The following is a 17,585-nucleotide window of genomic DNA, read 5'->3' as shown; positions in this document are numbered from 1 at the left end:
GTTGATTAGTTGAACTTCAGCTCGTCGGCACCAATCTCGGCGAGATACGGCGCAAGCATTTGCGGCGTCACGTCCTCAATCCGCGGCGGCGACCAGGTCGGGTTGCGGTCCTTGTCGATCACGGCAGCGCGAACCCCCTCGCGAAAATCATCGCTGCGAAACACCTCCAGTGCGGCGCGGTATTCGCGCACCAGGGATTCCTCCAGGCTCGACGCGGTGCGCGCCAGCCGCAGCAGCTTGAGCGTCACCACCATGCCGCGCGGGGATTTTTCGTTGAGCGTCTTCAGCGTCGCCAGCGCGAACTCGGAGCCATCGCGTTTCAGAGCGGCAAGGATATCTTCCATCCGGTCGAAGCTGAACAATGCGTCGATAGCAGGCTCTTTTGCGGCCACCGGCCCCGCGGTATCGCCGGTCGTAAAACTGTTGATGAGCTTGGTAACCTCAGCCGCGGTCACTCCCTGACGAACCCTTGTCAGTGCCTCGCGCAGCTCCGGCCATTTGGCCGCTGGCACCACGGCGTCGGCGAATTTGGCGTGGATCGCGTCGGGCCCGTTCATGGTCTGGCCGGTCAGGCCGAAGTAGGTGCCGATTTCGCCCGGCGAGCGCGACAACAGATAGGTGCCGCCGACATCGGGAAAGAAGCCGAGCCCAACCTCGGGCATCGCGAGCTTGGTGCGATCGGTGACGATGCGATGGCTGGCATGCGCGGAGAGCCCGACACCGCCGCCCATCACGATGCCGTCCATGTAGGCGATATAGGGCTTTGGGAATCTCTTGATCCGGGCGTTGAGGATGTACTCCTCGCGCCAGAGGATCTTGCCGAGGTCGCCGTTGACCTTCGAGCTCTCCCAGAGCGTGCGGATGTCGCCGCCGGCACAGAGGCCGCGCTCGCCGGAGCCTTCCAGCACGATCACCGCGACGGCCGGATCGGCCTCGAAGCGGTCGAGCGCCTTGTCGATGTCGCGAAACATCTCCAACGTGACGGCGTTGATGGCCTTGGGACGATTGAGCCTGATCACGCCGGCCGCGCCCTCGACGCGGGCGACCAGATCGCCCTCTTCCACTGAACTCATCGCGCGCCCTCGATCAGTTTGCGCGCCACGATGAGCCGCATGATTTCATTGGTGCCTTCGAGGATCTGATGCACACGCAGATCGCGCACGATCTTCTCGATCCCATATTCGCTCAAGTACCCGTAGCCGCCGTGAAGCTGCAGCGCATGGTTGGCGACCTCGAAGCCGACATCGGTGCCGAAGCGCTTTGCCATCGCACATAGCATGGTGGCATCGGGGTCCTTGCGGTCCAGCGCCGCGGCGGCACGCCACAGAAAGGTGCGCGCGGCCTCGAGCTCGATCGCCATGTCGGCGAGACGGAATTGCAGCGCCTGGAATTCGTCGAGACGCTTTCCGAAGGCCTTGCGCTCCTTCATGTAGCCACGCGCCTTGTCGAGCGCGGTCTGCGCGCCGCCGAGCGAGCACGCCGTGATGTTGAGGCGGCCGCCATCGAGGCCCGCCATCGCGATCTTGAAGCCGATGCCCTCCTCGCCGAGGCGATTGGCCACCGGCACACGCGCGTTCTCGAACATCACGGCACGGGTCGGCTGCGCGTTCCAGCCCATTTTGCGCTCATTGGCGCCGAAGGAGACGCCCGGCGTCTTGCCGTCGATGACGAGGGTCGAGATGCCGCCCGGGCCATCGCCGCCGGTGCGCACCATCGCGACCAGCAGATCAGTACCGCCGGCGCCGGAGATGAACTGCTTCTGGCCGTTGAGAACGTAATGATCGCCATCGCGCACCGCGCGGGTGCGGAGCGCCGCGGCATCCGAGCCCGCGCCCGGCTCGGTCAGGCAGTAGCTGGCGATCAGCTCCATGGTGCAGAGCTTCGGCAGCCATGTGTGGCGCTGGGTGTCGCTGCCATAGGCATCGATCATCCAGGACGCCATGTTGTGGATGGAGATGAAGGCCGAGGTGGTCGGGCAGCCCGTCGCCAGCGCCTCGAAGATCAGCGCCGCGTCGAACCGCGTCATGGCGGAGCCGCCGACATCCTCGCGGATGTAGATGCCGCCCATGCCGAGCGTGGCGGCCTCGCGCATCACATCGACGGGGAAATGCTTCTCCTCGTCCCAGCGCAGCGCGTGCGGCGCGATCTTTTCCGCCGCAAACGCCAACGCCATGTCGCGAACCGCGATCTGATCCTCGTTCAGAGCGAACTGCATATGAGCCTCGCTCTCAAGGGGATCACTTCATCAGCGGGATCGAGAACTCCGCACCTTCCTTGACGCCGGACGGCCAGCGCGAGGTCACCGTCTTCGTCTTGGTGTAGAAGCGGACCGAATCCGGACCGTGCTGGTTGAGGTCGCCAAAACCCGACTTCTTCCAGCCGCCGAAGGTGTAATAGGCGATCGGCACCGGGATCGGCACGTTGATGCCGACCATGCCGACATTGACCTTGGCCGCGAAGTCACGGGCGGCGTCGCCATCGCGGGTGAAGATCGCAACGCCGTTGCCGTAGTCATGCTCCGACGGCAGCGCCAGCGCTTCCTTGTAGTCGTGCGCGCGCACGACCGAGAGCACGGGGCCGAAGATCTCTTCCTTGTAGATCCGCATGTCCTTGGTGACGTTGTCGAACAGCGAACCACCGAGATAGAAACCCTTCTCGTAGCCCTGCATCTTGAAGCCGCGGCCGTCGACGGCGAGCGTCGCACCTTCCTTGAGGCCGATGTCGATATAGCCCTTGACCTTCTCGACCGCCTCGCGGGTCACCAGAGGGCCGTAATCGGCCGACGGATCGATCGAGGTGCCGATCTTGAGGCTCTCGACACGCGGAATCAACTTTTCCATCAGCCGGTCGGCCGTGGCCTTGCCGACGGGCACTGCAACCGAGACGGCCATGCAGCGCTCGCCGGCCGAGCCGTAGCCCGCGCCAATCAGCGCGTCGACCGCCTGGTCCATGTCGGCATCGGGCATGATGATGGCGTGGTTCTTGGCACCGCCAAAGCACTGGCAGCGCTTGCCGGTCAGGGCGGCGCGCTCGTAGATGTACTGGGCGATCGGGGTGGAACCGACGAAGCCGACGGCCTTGATATCGGGATCGTCGAGGATGGCGTCGACCGCTTCCTTGTCGCCGTTGACGACGTTGAGGATGCCGGCCGGCAGGCCCGCCTCGATCATCAGCTCGGCGAGCAGCATCGGCACGCCGGGATCGCGCTCGGACGGCTTCAGGATGAAGGCGTTGCCACAGGCGATCGCGGGCGCGAACTTCCACATCGGGATCATCGCCGGGAAATTGAACGGCGTGATGCCGGCGACGACGCCGAGCGCCTGACGCATGGAATAGATGTCGATGCCGGGGCCGGCGCCTTCGGTGTATTCGCCCTTCATCAGATGCGGGATGCCGCAGGCGAACTCGGCGACCTCGAGGCCGCGCTGGATGTCGCCCTTGGCGTCCGGCACGGTCTTGCCGTGCTCGCGCGCGAGCAGCTCGGCGAGCTTGTCGTAGTCGCGCTGAACCAGCTCGACGAATTTCATCATGACGCGGGCGCGGCGCTGCGGGTTGGTCGCGGCCCATTCCGGCTGCGCGGCGCGGGCATTCTCGACGGCGGCTCGGACCTCGGCCTTGGACGCCAGCGCCACCTTGGCCTGGACGTCACCGGTCATCGGCTCGAAAACGTCGGCGGTGCGGCCAGACGTGCCCTTTACTTCCTTGCCACCGATGAAATGTCCGACTGAACGCATGAATGATCTCCTTGAGGCCGAGCTTGAACGCTTTGACAAATCCTATCGACCTGCATTTTATAGGATTCAAGTCTGAGATAATGCACCATAGATGTGCGAAAATGCTGGATCAAGGCGCTATCGATTGGGACGACTTTCGCTTCGTGCTGGCCATCGTGCGGGGCGGCTCGGTCTCGGCTGCGGCAAAACAGCTCGGGGTCGACCATGCCACGGTGATCCGCCGCGTCGACCGGCTGGAAAAGCACCTCTCGGCAAAGCTGTTCGACCGGCGCAAGACCGGCTACCTCCTCACCGAGGCCGGCCAGCGCGTCGCCGACAGCGCGGAAGCGATGGAATCGACCATCGTCGCCAACCAGGAGCAGGTCGGCGGCTCCGTGGCGCGGCTGACGGGGACGGTGCGGATCGGCGCGCCCGACGGGTTCGGCACGGCCTTCCTGGCACCGCGGCTGGCCCCCTTCGCCGACCGGTATCCCGATCTCGATCTGCAACTTGTGGCCACCGCGCGGCTGTTCAGTCTCTCCAAGCGCGAGGCCGATATCGCCATCAGCCTGACCATGCCGAAGGAAGGTCGCATCGTCGGCCGCAAGCTGCTCGACTACCGCCTCGGCCTCTACGCGGCCCCCACCTATCTGGACCGCTTCCCGAACATCATCTCGCGGCAGGATCTGCCGCAACACCGCTTCGTCGGCTACATCGAAGAGCTCTTGTTCACGCCGGAACTCGATTATCTGCCGCAGGTGTCGCCGCGGATTTCGGCGCGCTTCCGCAGCGCCAATCTGATCGCGCAGCTCAACGCCACGCTCTCTGGCTTCGGCATCGCAGTGCTGCCGCACTTCATGGCGAGCGATTATCCGCAACTCGTGCCGGTGCTGCCCGAGGAGATCTCGATCACGCGGACGTTCTGGATGCTGATGCACGCCGACAGCAAGGATCTGGCGCGGATCAGGGCGGTGGCGGACTACATCGGCGAGATCGTGGAGCGCGAGCGGGCGTTGTTTGCGGGGCGGTAGCACCGGTCCTGTAGGGTGGGCAAAGGCGCAAAGCGCCGTGCCCACCATCTCTCTCCGATAGCGACGAAGTCGTGGGCACGCTTAGTTCTTCGCCTTCCTCACCGCCGGCGCCTTCGGCTCGCGCTTCGTGCCCTCCAGCGCACTGTCCCGGCCCACCTTCAACACCTCGTCGGACAGCTCGCTCGACCCGGCAATGCGCGCCAGCAGCATGGTGCCGGCCATCGTCGCCAGCGTCGCAACCGCCTGCTTGCGTGCGGCCTTGCGCGGCATGTTCGGAATATTGTCCGCCAGCACCTCGATCATCTCGTCGAGCTTGCCGGCAAAGGCCTTTCGCGCCTTCGGGCTCTCGCGGGCGATCTCGGCACCGAGAGCGGGAATCGAGCAGCCATGGCCGGGATTGTCGCGATGCAACGCCGACAGGTAGGCCTCCGCGATCATCGCCAGCCGCTTGTCGGGCGAAACCTCGTCGGTGATCTTGCGCCAGTGCTCCATCGAGCGGTCCATCGCGTAACCGAACGCCTCGATCACCAGCGCCTCGCGGGAATCGAAATGCGCGTAGAAGCCGCCATGGGTCAGGCCCGCCTCCTTCATGAGGTCGGCCACGCCGATGCCATGGGCGCCCTTTTCGCGCAGCCGCACAGAGGCCCTCTTCACGATCCGGTCGTGGGTTTCCTGCTTGTGTTCCCGGGAGTAGCGCATGCGGTTCTCATTGAATGTCGATGGTCATCTCATAACATGCAAATGACGAAAAGGGTGCATTAATTCATGTTAAGTTGCTTCCGATCATGGAAAACGTTGCAGTTGCGTGCACCGCAAGGGCGCCCTTGCCGTCCCGGACGAAGCCTTCGGTGTAGCTGGTCTGCCGTCCCAACTTGATCACCTTGCCTTCGGCCGAGATCAGGCCTGAGCGAACCGAGAGCGGACGCAGGAAGGTCATTTTCAGGTCGAGCGTCACGGAGCTCTGCCCCGCTTCCAACCGGGTCGAGATCGCGCATCCCATCGCGGTATCGAGCAGCGCAGCTGCGGTCGCGCCGTGGATGAGGCCGATGGTGTTTTCGAGATCCTCGCGCGGCTCCAGTTCCATGACGATCCGACCCGGCTCGACCACCCCCACCGTGAAGCCGATCAGTTTTGCAAAAGGCGGCGGCGGCAGCCGGCCATCGCGAATGCCCAGCATGGCGTCCATGCCCGACAGGCCCATCGCTACTTTCGCGACCGGCGCCGGCACCTGCCAGTCCACCACGCGCTCGCGACGCTGCTCGGGCGAAAACAGGTCGAATTGGTCGGGTTCAGTCATGGGATCCCTTTTGTATGTTACTCGTCATACTATGCCACGGACTTCGCCCTTGCAACTCGCCCCCCGCCCCGCTTGACAATAAGGACGTTTCGGCCCGGAAGTGGCACCGACCCGCGCGCCTCGCGCCGGTCCACGAAACCTTCGAGATCCCACGATGGAAATGCTCAACCCCCACTGCGGCGTGACGCGCGATGCGCGCGGCGTCGTTCATGTCGCGATCTGCAACGCCGGCCCGCTCAATATTCTCGGCTCGCCGGTGACCGACGCCGTGCGCGAAGGCCTGCAGCAGCTTGCATCCGACCGAAGCATCCGCGTCGTGGTGTTGCGCGGCCAGAGCGAGAAGAGCATGATCGGGGGCGCCGACATCAAGGAGATGGCCAAGCTCGACCAACGATCGGCCGAAGCCTTCATCAGCCGTCTGCGCGATCTCTGCGAGGCCGTGCGCTCCTTCCCTGCCCCGGTGATCGCGCGCATGCCCGGCTGGTGCCTTGGCGGCGGCCTCGAAGTGGCGGCCGCCTGCGATTTCCGGATTGCCGCGCATGATGCGCATTTCGGAATGCCGGAGGTGCGCGTCGGCATCCCCTCGGTGATCCACGCAGCGCTCTTGCCTCGCCTGATCGGCTGGGCCCGCGCGCGCTGGCTGGTGATGACGGCGGAGAACATCGACGCAGCCACCGCGCTCGCCTGGGGACTGGTCGACAAGGTCGCGGCGGCGGATGGCCTGGACGCCGAAGTCGAGCACCTCGTCGCAGCGCTGCTCGAATGCGGCCCGGAGGCGCTGCGATCACAAAAGGCGCTGCTGCGGCAATGGGAGGAACTGCCGCTGACGGAGTCGGTGAATTTGAGCGTGAAAGTGTTCGGCGAGTCGTTCCTGACGGACGAGCCGACGCGGCTGATGCAGGCGTTCGTCAACAGGAAGCGATAGGCGAGCGCCACCTCTCCCCAACCGCACGACCAAATCTCATCCGAGCCCAGACATTTTCTCATCCCTGGCGCGGTTGCATTTTTTGCACCGCATCATATGATGATCATAATCTTACACATCATCGCCAGGGAGTCCCATCATGGCCGAAGCCGCCGATCCCGTCGTCATCGTCTCCGCCGCCCGCACCCCGCTCGGCCGCTTCATGGGCGAGCTCTCGCCGCTCCCCGCGCACAAGCTCGGGTCACACGTGATCGGCGCGGCGCTGGAGCGCGCAAGACTTGCACGCGAGAAAGTCGACGAGGTCTTCATGGGCTGTGTGCTGCCGGCGGGACAGGGCCAGGCGCCGGCGCGGCAGGCGGCGCGCGCGGCCGGGCTGCCCGACGCTACCGGCGCGACCACGGTCAACAAGGTCTGCGGTTCCGGCATGAAGGCGACCATGCTGGCGCACGATATCATTCGCGCCGGCTCGGCCGAGATCGTCGTCTCCGGCGGCATGGAGAGCATGAGCAATGCGCCCTATCTGCTCGCCAAGGCGCGCGGCGGCTATCGCGTCGGCCACGACCGTATCATCGACCACATGATGATGGATGGCCTTGAGGACGCCTACGAGACCGGCCGCTCCATGGGCGATTTCGGCGAAGCGACCGCAGAGGCCTATCAGTTCACCCGCAAGGACCAGGACGCCTATGCCATGGAGACGCTCAGCCGAGCCCGCAAGGCGGTCGAGGGCGGCGCGTTCAAGGCCGAGATTGCGCCGATCACGCTCGCGGAAAAGGCCGGTCCCCGCATCGTCGCCAATGACGAGCATCCGCTGAAAGTCGATCCGGCGAAGATCCCGGGCCTGAAGCCGGCGTTCCGCGCCAACGGCACCATCACGCCGGCCGCCTCCTCCGCCAATGCCGACGGCGCGGCGGCGCTGGTGCTGACGAAACGCTCGCTCGCCGATCGCAGCGGATTGCCTGTTCTCGCGGAGATCAGGGGCCACGCCACCCACAGCCAGGAGCCGCAATGGTTCACCACGGCGCCGATCCCGGCGATCCGCAAGCTGCTCGACAAGGTCGGTTGGGCTGCCTCCGACGTCGACCTGTTCGAGATCAACGAGGCCTTCGCCGTGGTCGCGATGGCGGCGCAGCGTGACCTCGGCATTCCCCGCGACAAGCTGAACGTCAATGGCGGCGCCTGCGCGCTCGGCCACCCCATCGGGGCCACCGGGGCGCGACTGATCGTGACACTGCTGCATGCGCTCGAGGCGAACAATCTCAAGCGCGGTATCGCCGCGCTCTGCATCGGCGGCGGCGAAGCCACGGCGATCGCGGTGGAGCGGCTGGTGCGCTGAGCGCTGGTGTCCGAAATAGAGGGAAGTCTGTCATTTCAGACTTCCCTTCCCCGTGCCAGACTGGAACCATGACGCGAGTCTCACCGGGCTCGCCAATCCACATTGAGGCCCAATGATCTCGAACTGGCTCGCGGCAGCATTGTCCCGCCGCAACATTCATTACGGCTGGGTGATGGTCGGCGTGACCTTCCTTGCCGCGCTGATCAGCGCCGGCACGGTCGGCGCGCCCGGCGTGTTCATCGTTCCGCTTCAGAAGGAGTTCGGCTGGAGCACGGCGGAGATCTCCTCCGCGCTGTCGATCCGGTTCATCCTGTTCGGACTGATGGCGCCATTCGCGGCCGCCCTGCTCAACCGCTACGGTTTGCGCAACGTCACGCTGGCGGCACAGCTGATCGTCGTCTCGGCGCTCGTGCTCTCCCTCGGCATGACAGAGGTCTGGCAGCTCGTCGCACTGTGGGGCGTGGTGATCGGCATCGGCACCGGCATGACCGCGCTGGTGCTCGGCGCAACCATCGCCACGCGCTGGTTCGCAGACAGGCGCGGCCTCGTCGTCGGCATCATGACTGCGAGCGTCGCTACCGGTCAGCTCGTGTTCCTGCCGTTGCTCGCAAGCCTCACCGAACGCTATGGCTGGCGGCTCGCGCTCGGATTCGTCTGCATCATGCTCGGCGTCTCTGCGCTGGCCGTCCTGCTCGCGATGCGCGACCGTCCGAGCGATCTCGGCCTGCGCCCGTACGGCGACGAAGGCACCGAGCCCCTGCCCGCCCCGCCCGTGACCCACGGGTCGATCACGGGCGTGGCGCTCGGTACGCTGCGCGATGCCTCGAAGTCGACGGCATTCTGGATCCTGTTTGCGACCTTCTTCGTCTGCGGCGCTTCCACCAACGGCCTTGTCCAGGTTCACCTGATCCCGATGTGCCTCGATTTCGGTATCCCGCAGGTGCAGGCGGCGAGCTTGCTCGCAGCTATGGGCATCTTCGACTTCTTCGGCACCATCATGTCGGGCTGGCTGTCGGACCGCTACGACAACCGCTACCTGCTGTTCTGGTACTATGGCCTGCGCGGGCTCTCGCTGATCTTCCTGCCGTTCAGCGATTTCTCGTTCTACGGCCTGTCGATCTTCGCGATGTTCTACGGGCTCGACTGGATCGCAACCGTGCCGCCGACGGTGCGCCTCACCGCGCAAAAGTTCGGGCCCGAGCGCGCCAATCTGGTGTTCGGCTGGATCTTTGCGGGCCACCAGCTCGGCGCCGGTACCGCGGCGTTCGGTGCGGGCCTGTCACGGACGGTCTATGAGAGCTACCTGCCCGCGTTCTTCATCGCCGGCGCACTCTGCGTGTTCGCCTCGTTGATCGTGCTGGCGCTGTCGCGGCAGCCGAAACTGCAGCCGGCGGCGGCCTCGGCCTAGTACCGGAGCGTAGAGGTGACGCCGAACACTGCGGCGTCACCGATCCGCGAAACACCGCTCGGGTCGTTCGGATTTGCAACGCCGCCCGAGGGGCGGAACACATATTGAAAGTAAGGCGCGATCAGCCAGCCCGGCTTGATGTGCGCCTCGTAGATCATCTCGATCAGCGTCTCGTTGCTGCGCACCGGGCTCCGGATGCCGGTGAAGGCCTGCGTGTCGACGTCGAGATTGCGCGCGGGGTTCGAGATCCGCATGTAGGCCATCGCCACGCCGAAGCGGTCGAGCGGGCGGCCCGGCGTGAAGCCGACGAAGCCGATGCCGCCGTCCATATAGAGGTCGATCAGATTGCGATCCGGCGGGCTGTAGGCGATGCGGCCGAACGTGGTGATGCCGGGGAGCGAGGCCGACGTACTGTTCTCGGTGACCTCAGGCGGGCGATACAGCACCTGCTCGATCACGGCGAAGATGCCGTAATTGCCTTTGAGCTTTGCGGGAATGCCGCTGCCGCCGGAATCGGCGATCGACATCCCTTCTGCCGTAAAACGCTGGCTGTCGAACGAGCCGTAATGCTTCCACCCACCCGGCGTGAAATTGCCGGCGAGCGGGCGGCCGCCGATATCGATGTCGTAGTTGAAGCGGACCTGCGCGATCACCCACGGCGGATCGTTGATGCGGAATGCCAGACCATGATGGTCGCGCAGCTGCGGATCGACACCGCCGGGCCCGGACGGATCGCCGTTGAACACCGCACCATACGCGATGATCTTGTCGGTCAGCGCCGCCTTGATGCGAATGCCGGGCACCGCGATCGGCGGCGCCGGTCCGCCGGCCGGAAGGTTGGACGCCTTGATCGCGGGCCAGCCGAAGGTGCCGTTGATGAAGAGATCGTCGGTCTGGCTGTCGAAGAACTCGACATCGGCGGCCTGCTGGCCGGCCCGGATGTTCAGGCGATCATTGAAAAAGCTCTGCTCGAAATAGGCATTGTAGAGCCGCTGATCCGGCAGCGCCTCGATCTCGCTGATGGTGGCGAGGTTCTGGACGTAGTTGCGGGAGAGGCCCTGGCCGTAGATGACGAAAGCATTGGCGTAAAAGCGGCCGCCGGTCCAGCCAACCAGTCTGTCGAGATCAGCATCGACCGACAGATCGAGCCGGCCGAAATGGATGGCGCCGCGTTTCACGCCGCCGGCGGCGTTGGCGATATTGTCTGCGATATAGGTGGCGCCGAAATTCAGGCCCTTGCCGGCAAGGCCGTCATGCCATTCGTTGAACCATTTGGGAAACAGCCATGCGGCCGCGCTCTCGTCCTTGGCACCGGCGAGCGCGCTCGTCGCCGTGCAGGCCAGCGCAAGGGCGGCCGCCACGGATATTTGGGTCCCCCAACTCACGATCGACACACGCTACTTGAAGATGCCGGTGCGCCGCATGAAGAAATAGGCCGCAGCCACCGAGGAGGCCATCAGCACCGCGGCCCAGAGGAATCCGCTCTCGACCTCGGTCAGCGGCAGGCCTTTTGTGTTCATACCAAAAATGCCGGTGATCAGCGTCGGCGGCAGCAACAGCGAGGTCACGATCGAGAGGGTGTGGAGATGGCGGTTGCTCTCCTCCTCGTTCTTGAACCGCAGTTCCTCCTCGAGCAGGCGGCTGCGCTCGCGCAGCTCGACGATGTCGTGATCGAGGCCATCGAGCCGCTGCGCGAGCTTGCCGGCCTGGATCCGCAACGCCGGCGACAAATGATCGGTGTTCTTCTGATCGAGACGGTGAAACAGCGTGCGCAATCCGGTGAGCTGCCGATGCAGCCGCACGCAGGTACGGCGGAGACGGCCGAGATTGCGGCGCATCTCGGGCTTGGCGTCATCGGCCAGGATGCGCTCCTCGATGTCGTCGATCTCCTCGCCGAGCTTGTCGGCCATCCGGTCAAGCGTGTCGGCGACCTCGTCGACGATCTTTTCGAGCAGATGGGCGACGTTGTCGACGCGGTAGCCGCCTTCGAGCACCCGCCGCGTGGCGTCCGCCGAGCACAGCGCCTGGTGGCGGCCGGAGACCAGCAGCCGCTCGGTCATGGCGAAGCGCAGGAACGCGGTCTCCTCCGTCGCGCTGTCGATCTCGCGCACGAGATCGGAGAACACGCCGTAGACGCAGTGGTCGATGACGTGAAGCTGCTGGAACGTGTCGCTCGACAGCAGCAGCTCGCGCGCCAGCGGCGGCAGCTGCGACGCCGCGATCCAGGGCCGTGCCCGCGCGTCAGTCAGGGTGAAATGCAGCCAGAGCCGGCCGTCATGGCTGAACTCGATCGGCCGGTCGACCGGCAGCGCCTCGGCACTGCCGTCGCTGTGCAGGCGGAAGGCCCAGACCAGGCCGGGAATGGCGGGTTCGCCGTCCGATAGTGCGCTGACAAGCTTTGCCGGCTCAGCCATGGCCAACCCCAACCGTCAACAACTGCCCCATTCCGGAAGATGGCTGACGGCATCTTCCGGACCCCACGCGGGTACTCAATTACGCCAGTGTTACAGTTTGATGATGCCGCCCTATTCCGCCGCGAGCCCCGTCGCGGCCGCCTCGGCTTGCCTGATGTAGTCGTGCACGACGCGGCCGAACGGCAGCGTCAGGTCGGCGATGTAATGATGCGCGCCGAGGCAGCGGCGGACCGGGAAATCCGCGACCGGCGCGTTGACATGCGGCACCAGATGCAGCCGGCCCGGCCCCATCCAGGAGCCCTTCGGCACGATGTCGACGAGGTTGATCGCGACCAGTTGGCAGACCTCGAGACGGCCGTCGACGCCCGGGATCATCTTCAGATTGATCTGCGTCTTCGACAGCGTGGCGCGGGTGAGATCGCCATTGCCGGCCATGCTCTCGTGCTTGTAGCCCATGGTACCCATGGCGACGAGCTGGCCGGCATATTCCAGCGTGCCCGTCAGCGTGTCCTTGACGATCTCAAGCTTGGGGTGGGCGTATTTCTTGGGAAAGCCCCAGATCTCGCGACCGGCGGCGATCGGCGGATCGTCGAGATACATCTGCGAGACGAAGTTGACGTCCTCGCCGTTGAGGCGCGCGGGGATGACGAGGCCGGATTCGGTGTAGCTGCCGAAGCCGGAGGAGTCAGGCATTTTGATCCATTCGTAATGCACGATCGGCTGGTCGATCGGCTGCAGCGGCTCGGGCAAACCGGCGCGGATCAGCTCCGGGTCGGTCTCGTAGGTGATGACGAGGAATTCGCGGTTGACGAACCGATACAGCCCCGCCGGATAGCTCGGCCCTGCCGCGGGCATGGACGGAAGTCTCAGCACGTCTTCGCTTCGCATCGCTGGTCTCCTGTGAATCCTGATCGGCGGCAATTGCTAGCGATCCTCATTGACTGCGATGTGAAGCTTTTCCGTCAGGCACACGACCCCCTACCATTGCAGCGTGGTCGATCTGCGTTGCCGGCGATGCAACGGTGCCGCCTCTGTCATCACGCCGTCACCGCGGGACGCAATCGTCTAGCGCAAGCAGGAGGCATCGCCATGGACGCCCGCACGTCGCAACCGACCTATCAGACACATCAGGCGCCCTCGCGGGGCTGGCGGCCCGAGCGCTGCGATCGCGTCGCGCTGGTGCTGCAAGGCGGCGGCGCGCTCGGCGCCTACCAGGCCGGCGTCTATCAGGCGCTGCACGAGGCCGGCATCGAGCCCGACTGGGTCTGCGGTGTCTCGATCGGCGCGATCAACTCCGCCATCATCGCCGGCCAACAAGCCGGAGAAGCGGATCGAGGCGCTGCGCATCTTCTGGGAGCGCATCACCAACCGCAAGATCTGGCACTACACGCCCGACGGCGACATCTTCCGCCAGTGGCGCAATCTCACCAGCGCGTGGATGACCTCGGCGATGGGCCAGCCCGGCTTCTTCACCCCGCACCAAATGAACCCCTGGTTCAGCCCGGTCGGCGCGCGCACCGCGACCAGTTACTACGACACGATGCCGCTGAAGGAGAGCCTGCTCGAGCTGGTCGACTTCGATCTCATCAACGAGAAGAAGGTCCGCTTCGCGGTCGGCGCGGTCAACGTGCTCTCGGGCAATTTCATCTATTTCGACAATTCCCATGACGAGATCGAGCCGGAGCACATCATGGCCTCCGGCGCCCTGCCCCCGGCGCTGCCGATGGTGCGGATCGGCACCGATCATTTCTGGGACGGCGGCATCGTCTCCAACACGCCGTTGCAGCACCTGCTCGACCAGGAGGATGCGCTCAACTCGCTGGTGTTCCAGGTCGACCTTTTCAGCGCGCGCGGCGTGCTGCCGCGCTCGATCCAAGACGTGATGGCCCGCCACAAGGACATCATGTATTCCTCGCGCACGCGCCACAACACCGACGTCTATCGCCGCACCCACAATCTCAAGGTCCTGCTCCACAAGGCGCTGGCGAAGCTGCCGGACGAGCAGCTGTCCGACGAGGAGCGCAAGCTGAAGGCGAGCCTGTGCCACATGCCGGAGATCGCGATCCTGCATCTGATCTACCAGCAGAAGGCCTATGAGGGCGACGCCAAGGACCACGAATTCTCGGGCACCTCGATGCGCGAGCACTGGACCAGCGGCTATGAGGACACCAAGCGCACGCTGAAGCGCCGCGACTGGATCAAGATGCCGGAGGAAGGCATGGGCCTCGTGGTCCACGACGTGCACCGGGAGACGGAGAGCGCGTAAGAGGCCGAAGCTCTCGTGTCCCAGACGCGCTGCGTCAGGGGCACGAGAGCTCGCTCGTAGGATGGGTAGAGCGAAGCGAAACCCATCAACGCTTCTTCAACGTCGAACCATGATGGGTTTCGCAAGGGCTCTACCCATCCTACGACCTCGCAGACACGGCTTCGCATTCTCGCGGTTCATTTCGCCCGAGCTTTGCTCTCTTCGTTGCCCTTCTTGTTCAGAAAGGGCGCAGGGAAGGCCGGATGCCGGCTGGCACCCGCGGTCCCGTGTGCGAACAAGACGCGCACGGGGTGGACAACAGGTTCAGCCGGGCGACCGGCCTTCCCTGCGCGAATGGCTTTACGGCTTATGTCGCGCTCTCCCCGGGGAGCGATGCACTATTGCCCCCGTCGCCTTGCGGATGACTGATGTGCAGACCCGGTTGGGCCGCAACATCACCGCAACACTTGACGCACAGACCCCGGGCGTCAGGACCACACGATTTTGCCGTCCGCGCACGTCCCCGTTCCTGTCCCCGATGGCTTGCGTGCGCTCACCATCGAGGCCGAACCGAGGACGCCGTCAGCGCCGTGTCGTATCGCGCGTGCCGCTGCTCACGGGGATCCCGCCCTGCAGCCTGCCCATCGCGCCGACGCCGTCGCGGCCACCGCCTCCCGGCCCGTCTCGTGACGATCGCGAAACGCCCCTTATGGCGGGCGGGATGGGCCATGGATACGCCATATCCGAAATTCGGTAAACAAGAATGTTTTTGCGCGGAGGGATTGACAGGGTGTTTTGCCCGACGGGCGGCGGGCGAGTGTCACCGTGACTGAATATTCGATGCAATAGTGCGGCGCGCCTGAAACTCCAGCTTGTCGGGAGCCGGCTTAGCCCCAGGAATTGCGGTGACAGTGCACTCAACTCTCACGTGACGATGAGCTGACGCCATGGAGGCGGCTTCGGGCCGCGCCCGCCAGGGACGAAGAGCGCGCCTGGTCAAGCGTTCGAGCCGCGACATGGAGTACTCGTCAGGTCAATTGCCCGTCAATTTCTACTGCGAAGCTTCGTCAATGGTGCTGACGGTAATTCTCCGGAATTGCCGTTGCGTCTGCCCCGGTCTGGGATGGGCCATTCTATGCATCCACGTCGAGACAAGACGACTGCCCCTTTGTTTGTATCGTACATTAAGTCTGGAGATGATCATGCGCAACATTGCATCGGCGATTGCAATCGTGATCTCGTTGAGCGCGCCGGCTTTGGCTCAGAAGGCCGAGATCGAAGCAAACAATGCGAAATGGATCGAGATGTTCAACAAGGGAGATTTTTCCGGGATTGCGTCCCTCTACAGCGCCGATGCGACCGCGCTCCCGCCCGGCTCCGCGATGGTGCAGGGCCGACCAGCCATCGAGGTCATGTGGAAAAGTATGGCTGAACAAGTGACCGATCCGAAGCTCACAACGGTGGATGTCAAGCCACTCGGTTCTTCCGCGGCCCGTGAGATCGGCACGTTCGTCCTGAAGACCAAGGGATCGACACCGCAGGACGTGACCGGAAAGTATGTCGTCGTCTGGGAAAAGGTCGGAGACGACTGGAAGCTCGCCACCGACATCTGGAACGACGGCAAGTAGCCGTCTTACGTCCAAACAAGCGCTTGCGCAGAAAGCAGGAGGGATCAAACCGACGCGCGTGTTCATTCGCCGTTGTCATTCGATACGCAGGCGCTATCGTGCGCATGCGGCGCAGCCGCAACATTCATCCGATAATTCTAGTCATGGGAGAATCGCATGAAATTCATAACCACCTGGAGCGTACCTCAAGGCACCTTCAATGCAGCCGTCGCCCGCTTTCTCGAGACCGGTGGCGCACCACCCGAGGGCGTCAAGATGCTGGGTCGCTGGCATGGCATGAATGGACAGGGATTTGCGATCTCTGAATCGAGTGATCCAAAAGCCATGTATCGTTGGCTCGCGCAATGGTCTGACCTGCTCCCGTTGACCGTCACGCCCTGCCTTGAGGACGGAGACGCGGGCGAGGTGATGGCGTCGCTCCCCAAGCGTTGATCATAAATACTCACGTCGCTGCCGCCGCTGAAACCGGCGGTGGTGACGTGCTCGACCGTGGTGACGTCGCCGCTAAAGCGCGATGCGATCAGGGTGAATCGTCATCGCGCTTTAGGTTGTTGTTTAAGCATAATCTTTTCGGAAAACCGCTGCGCACTTTTCCGGATCATGCTTTAGCGCTCAGACAGGGGCCGAATCTCCCATTGCTCGAGGCGGTCGATTGGCGCGCGGCCTTTCGTGCTGGCCCAGCCAAATCATGGGGAGAACCAGCGCGCCAGCGAGAGCGCTGCTTTCATCATTGGCCATCCGCCCCGTCGTCGTCTTCAACCTGCAGAATGGTCTCCGACAGCAGGGCGGCCGCCTTTTGAAGCGGCGCGATGAACCGGTCCAGTTCGACGAAGCTCACGCGCGCCACCGGCACCGAGACGCCCAGGCAAGCGATCAATTCTCGATCGGGTGACAGAATGGGGACGGCGCACCCAACAACGCCCTTGACGTATTCTTCGTTTGTCTTGGCCCAGCCCTTCTGCCGCGTGTCCTCGAGGACCTTCATCAGTCCGTGGACATCGACGATCGTCGTTTCCGTGTATCTGGTCAGAGGGAGTGCGCGGCACAAATTCGCCCTCGTCCGCTCAGGCAGTCTGCTCATGTAGATCTTTCCGGTCGACGTGCAGTGTAGCGGCGCCGCTTCTCCCGGATTGAACTGAAGACCTTGCGGCTCCGAAACGCGAACGCTGTCGACATAGGCAACGACGTTGTCGCGGACGACGCCGATTTCGCACTGTTCGCCGATCTCTCCCGCAACCGCCCGAAGCACCGCGTGCCGTCGCGCGGTGCGGAAGGCCGCTCCGATGACGGCCGCGGACAGTGTGACGAGCTGGTTTCCGACAACGTAACGCTTGGTCCCCAACGCCTTCTGAAGCAGTCCGCGGTCCTCGAGATTTCCGATCAGCCTGTGCGCCGTCGGCAACGGCAGCGAGAGAGCCTTTGCGATCTCTGCCGCCGAGACGGCTTTGCGTTGGTCGGCAACGTGCCGAACGATCGCGAAGGCACGATCCAATGGCCCGTCCTTCTGAATGCGCTTCGTCATTGTCCCCACCCGGCCAAATTTGCTTGCGAGATCAAGATCAACGCCTCATATTATCATTTTTCGGAA

Annotated in this window: 15 protein-coding genes and 1 pseudogene; 7 read left to right on the top strand and 9 right to left on the bottom strand. The window is 64.2% G+C overall.

Features of this window, described 5'->3' with window-relative positions; translation table 11 throughout:
* Window positions 1–5 precede the first annotated feature (5 nt).
* From GA0061098_RS05190 to GA0061098_RS05180, 3 genes are read right to left on the bottom strand one after another with little or no spacing between them, the layout of a single operon-like run.
* A complete protein-coding gene (locus tag GA0061098_RS05190) occupies window positions 6–1,073 on the bottom strand; it encodes an enoyl-CoA hydratase/isomerase family protein (protein ID WP_091954434.1) in 1,068 nt (355 codons plus the stop codon).
* Entirely contained in the window at window positions 1,070–2,215 is a 1,146-nt protein-coding gene (locus tag GA0061098_RS05185; protein ID WP_091954430.1) for an isobutyryl-CoA dehydrogenase, read from the bottom strand. Before GA0061098_RS05185 ends, GA0061098_RS05190 begins: the two co-directional genes overlap by 4 nt.
* Window positions 2,216–2,237: 22 nt before the next feature.
* Entirely contained in the window at window positions 2,238–3,734 is a 1,497-nt protein-coding gene (locus GA0061098_RS05180) for a CoA-acylating methylmalonate-semialdehyde dehydrogenase (RefSeq protein WP_091954427.1), read from the bottom strand.
* Between the two features lie 101 nt (window positions 3,735–3,835).
* On the opposite strand from GA0061098_RS05180, the gene GA0061098_RS05175 reads away from it, so the two are divergent.
* A complete protein-coding gene (locus GA0061098_RS05175; protein ID WP_091954424.1) occupies window positions 3,836–4,744 on the top strand; it encodes a LysR family transcriptional regulator in 909 nt (302 codons plus the stop codon).
* A gap of 81 nt (window positions 4,745–4,825) precedes the next feature.
* Here GA0061098_RS05175 and GA0061098_RS05170 read toward each other — a convergent pair whose 3' ends face one another.
* Together GA0061098_RS05170 and GA0061098_RS05165 are read right to left on the bottom strand one after the other, a co-directional pair.
* Entirely contained in the window at window positions 4,826–5,443 is a 618-nt protein-coding gene (locus GA0061098_RS05170; RefSeq protein WP_091954421.1) for a TetR/AcrR family transcriptional regulator, read from the bottom strand.
* Window positions 5,444–5,507: 64 nt separating this feature from the next.
* Complete coding sequence (locus GA0061098_RS05165; RefSeq protein ID WP_091954418.1) at window positions 5,508–6,041, bottom strand: PaaI family thioesterase; 534 nt, start codon at window positions 6,039–6,041, stop codon at window positions 5,508–5,510.
* 154 nt (window positions 6,042–6,195) lie between these two features.
* Between GA0061098_RS05165 and GA0061098_RS05160 the strand changes: the two genes are divergently transcribed.
* From GA0061098_RS05160 to GA0061098_RS05150, 3 genes are all read left to right on the top strand, one after another.
* Window positions 6,196–6,966, top strand: coding sequence for an enoyl-CoA hydratase (locus tag GA0061098_RS05160; RefSeq protein WP_091954416.1), 771 nt, complete (start codon window positions 6,196–6,198; stop codon window positions 6,964–6,966).
* Between the two features lie 139 nt (window positions 6,967–7,105).
* The gene (locus GA0061098_RS05155) at window positions 7,106–8,302 is read left to right on the top strand and encodes an acetyl-CoA C-acyltransferase (RefSeq protein ID WP_091954413.1); all 1,197 of its coding nucleotides are present in this window, start codon (window positions 7,106–7,108) and stop codon (window positions 8,300–8,302) included.
* Between the two features lie 112 nt (window positions 8,303–8,414).
* Window positions 8,415–9,710, top strand: a complete 1,296-nt coding sequence (locus GA0061098_RS05150) for an MFS transporter (RefSeq protein ID WP_091954410.1) — start codon at window positions 8,415–8,417, stop codon at window positions 9,708–9,710.
* On the opposite strand, the gene GA0061098_RS05145 is transcribed toward GA0061098_RS05150, so the two are convergent.
* The 3 genes from GA0061098_RS05145 to GA0061098_RS05135 all read right to left on the bottom strand — a co-directional run bounded on the left by GA0061098_RS05145 (window position 9,707) and on the right by GA0061098_RS05135 (window position 13,012).
* Entirely contained in the window at window positions 9,707–11,071 is a 1,365-nt protein-coding gene (locus GA0061098_RS05145; RefSeq protein WP_245323158.1) for a carbohydrate porin, read from the bottom strand. The two genes, GA0061098_RS05150 and GA0061098_RS05145, sit on opposite strands and share 4 nt — an antisense overlap.
* Window positions 11,072–11,107: 36 nt before the next feature.
* Complete coding sequence (locus tag GA0061098_RS05140) at window positions 11,108–12,124, bottom strand: transporter (protein ID WP_091954404.1); 1,017 nt, start codon at window positions 12,122–12,124, stop codon at window positions 11,108–11,110.
* Window positions 12,125–12,235: 111 nt separating this feature from the next.
* Window positions 12,236–13,012, bottom strand: coding sequence for an acetoacetate decarboxylase (locus GA0061098_RS05135; protein WP_091954401.1), 777 nt, complete (start codon window positions 13,010–13,012; stop codon window positions 12,236–12,238).
* A 201-nt stretch (window positions 13,013–13,213) separates the two neighbouring features.
* On the opposite strand from GA0061098_RS05135, the pseudogene GA0061098_RS05130 reads away from it, so the two are divergent.
* The 3 genes and pseudogenes from GA0061098_RS05130 to GA0061098_RS05115 all read left to right on the top strand — a co-directional run bounded on the left by GA0061098_RS05130 (window position 13,214) and on the right by GA0061098_RS05115 (window position 16,429).
* Window positions 13,214–14,390: pseudogene (locus tag GA0061098_RS05130) on the top strand (patatin-like phospholipase family protein).
* A 926-nt stretch (window positions 14,391–15,316) separates the two neighbouring features.
* Window positions 15,317–15,997 carry a YybH family protein gene (locus tag GA0061098_RS45940; protein WP_245323157.1) on the top strand — a complete coding sequence of 227 codons (681 nt, stop codon included), beginning with the start codon at window positions 15,317–15,319 and terminating at the stop codon, window positions 15,995–15,997.
* A gap of 156 nt (window positions 15,998–16,153) precedes the next feature.
* Complete coding sequence (locus tag GA0061098_RS05115; RefSeq protein ID WP_018319867.1) at window positions 16,154–16,429, top strand: DUF3303 domain-containing protein; 276 nt, start codon at window positions 16,154–16,156, stop codon at window positions 16,427–16,429.
* 295 nt (window positions 16,430–16,724) lie between these two features.
* Here the strand turns inward: GA0061098_RS05115 and GA0061098_RS05110 are convergent, their stop codons facing one another.
* Window positions 16,725–17,519 carry an IclR family transcriptional regulator gene (locus GA0061098_RS05110; protein ID WP_091954395.1) on the bottom strand — a complete coding sequence of 265 codons (795 nt, stop codon included), beginning with the start codon at window positions 17,517–17,519 and terminating at the stop codon, window positions 16,725–16,727.
* Window positions 17,520–17,585: the final 66 nt, after the last annotated feature.

Origin of the sequence: Bradyrhizobium shewense, from assembly GCF_900094605.1 — a bacterium.
Lineage (GTDB): Bacteria > Pseudomonadota > Alphaproteobacteria > Rhizobiales > Xanthobacteraceae > Bradyrhizobium > Bradyrhizobium shewense.
Note: the sequence above shows the minus strand (reverse complement) of the source record. Positions and strands in the feature narration are given on the sequence as shown.

Bases quoted from the DNA above. Each gene is read 5' to 3' on its own strand.
- GA0061098_RS05180 (WP_091954427.1), bottom strand. From the start codon at position 3,734: ATGCGTTCAGTCGGACATTTCATCGGTGGCAAGGAAGTAAAGGGCACG.
- GA0061098_RS05185 (WP_091954430.1), bottom strand. From the start codon at position 2,215: ATGCAGTTCGCTCTGAACGAGGATCAGATCGCGGTTCGCGACATGGCG.
- GA0061098_RS05175 (WP_091954424.1), top strand. From the start codon at position 3,836: ATGCTGGATCAAGGCGCTATCGATTGGGACGACTTTCGCTTCGTGCTG.
- GA0061098_RS05155 (WP_091954413.1), top strand. From the start codon at position 7,106: ATGGCCGAAGCCGCCGATCCCGTCGTCATCGTCTCCGCCGCCCGCACC.
- GA0061098_RS05140 (WP_091954404.1), bottom strand. From the start codon at position 12,124: ATGGCTGAGCCGGCAAAGCTTGTCAGCGCACTATCGGACGGCGAACCC.
- GA0061098_RS05110 (WP_091954395.1), bottom strand. From the start codon at position 17,519: ATGACGAAGCGCATTCAGAAGGACGGGCCATTGGATCGTGCCTTCGCG.
- GA0061098_RS05115 (WP_018319867.1), top strand. From the start codon at position 16,154: ATGAAATTCATAACCACCTGGAGCGTACCTCAAGGCACCTTCAATGCA.
- GA0061098_RS05170 (WP_091954421.1), bottom strand. From the start codon at position 5,443: ATGCGCTACTCCCGGGAACACAAGCAGGAAACCCACGACCGGATCGTG.
- GA0061098_RS05150 (WP_091954410.1), top strand. From the start codon at position 8,415: ATGATCTCGAACTGGCTCGCGGCAGCATTGTCCCGCCGCAACATTCAT.
- GA0061098_RS05160 (WP_091954416.1), top strand. From the start codon at position 6,196: ATGGAAATGCTCAACCCCCACTGCGGCGTGACGCGCGATGCGCGCGGC.
- GA0061098_RS45940 (WP_245323157.1), top strand. From the start codon at position 15,317: ATGGAGGCGGCTTCGGGCCGCGCCCGCCAGGGACGAAGAGCGCGCCTG.
- GA0061098_RS05165 (WP_091954418.1), bottom strand. From the start codon at position 6,041: ATGACTGAACCCGACCAATTCGACCTGTTTTCGCCCGAGCAGCGTCGC.
- GA0061098_RS05190 (WP_091954434.1), bottom strand. From the start codon at position 1,073: ATGAGTTCAGTGGAAGAGGGCGATCTGGTCGCCCGCGTCGAGGGCGCG.
- GA0061098_RS05135 (WP_091954401.1), bottom strand. From the start codon at position 13,012: ATGCGAAGCGAAGACGTGCTGAGACTTCCGTCCATGCCCGCGGCAGGG.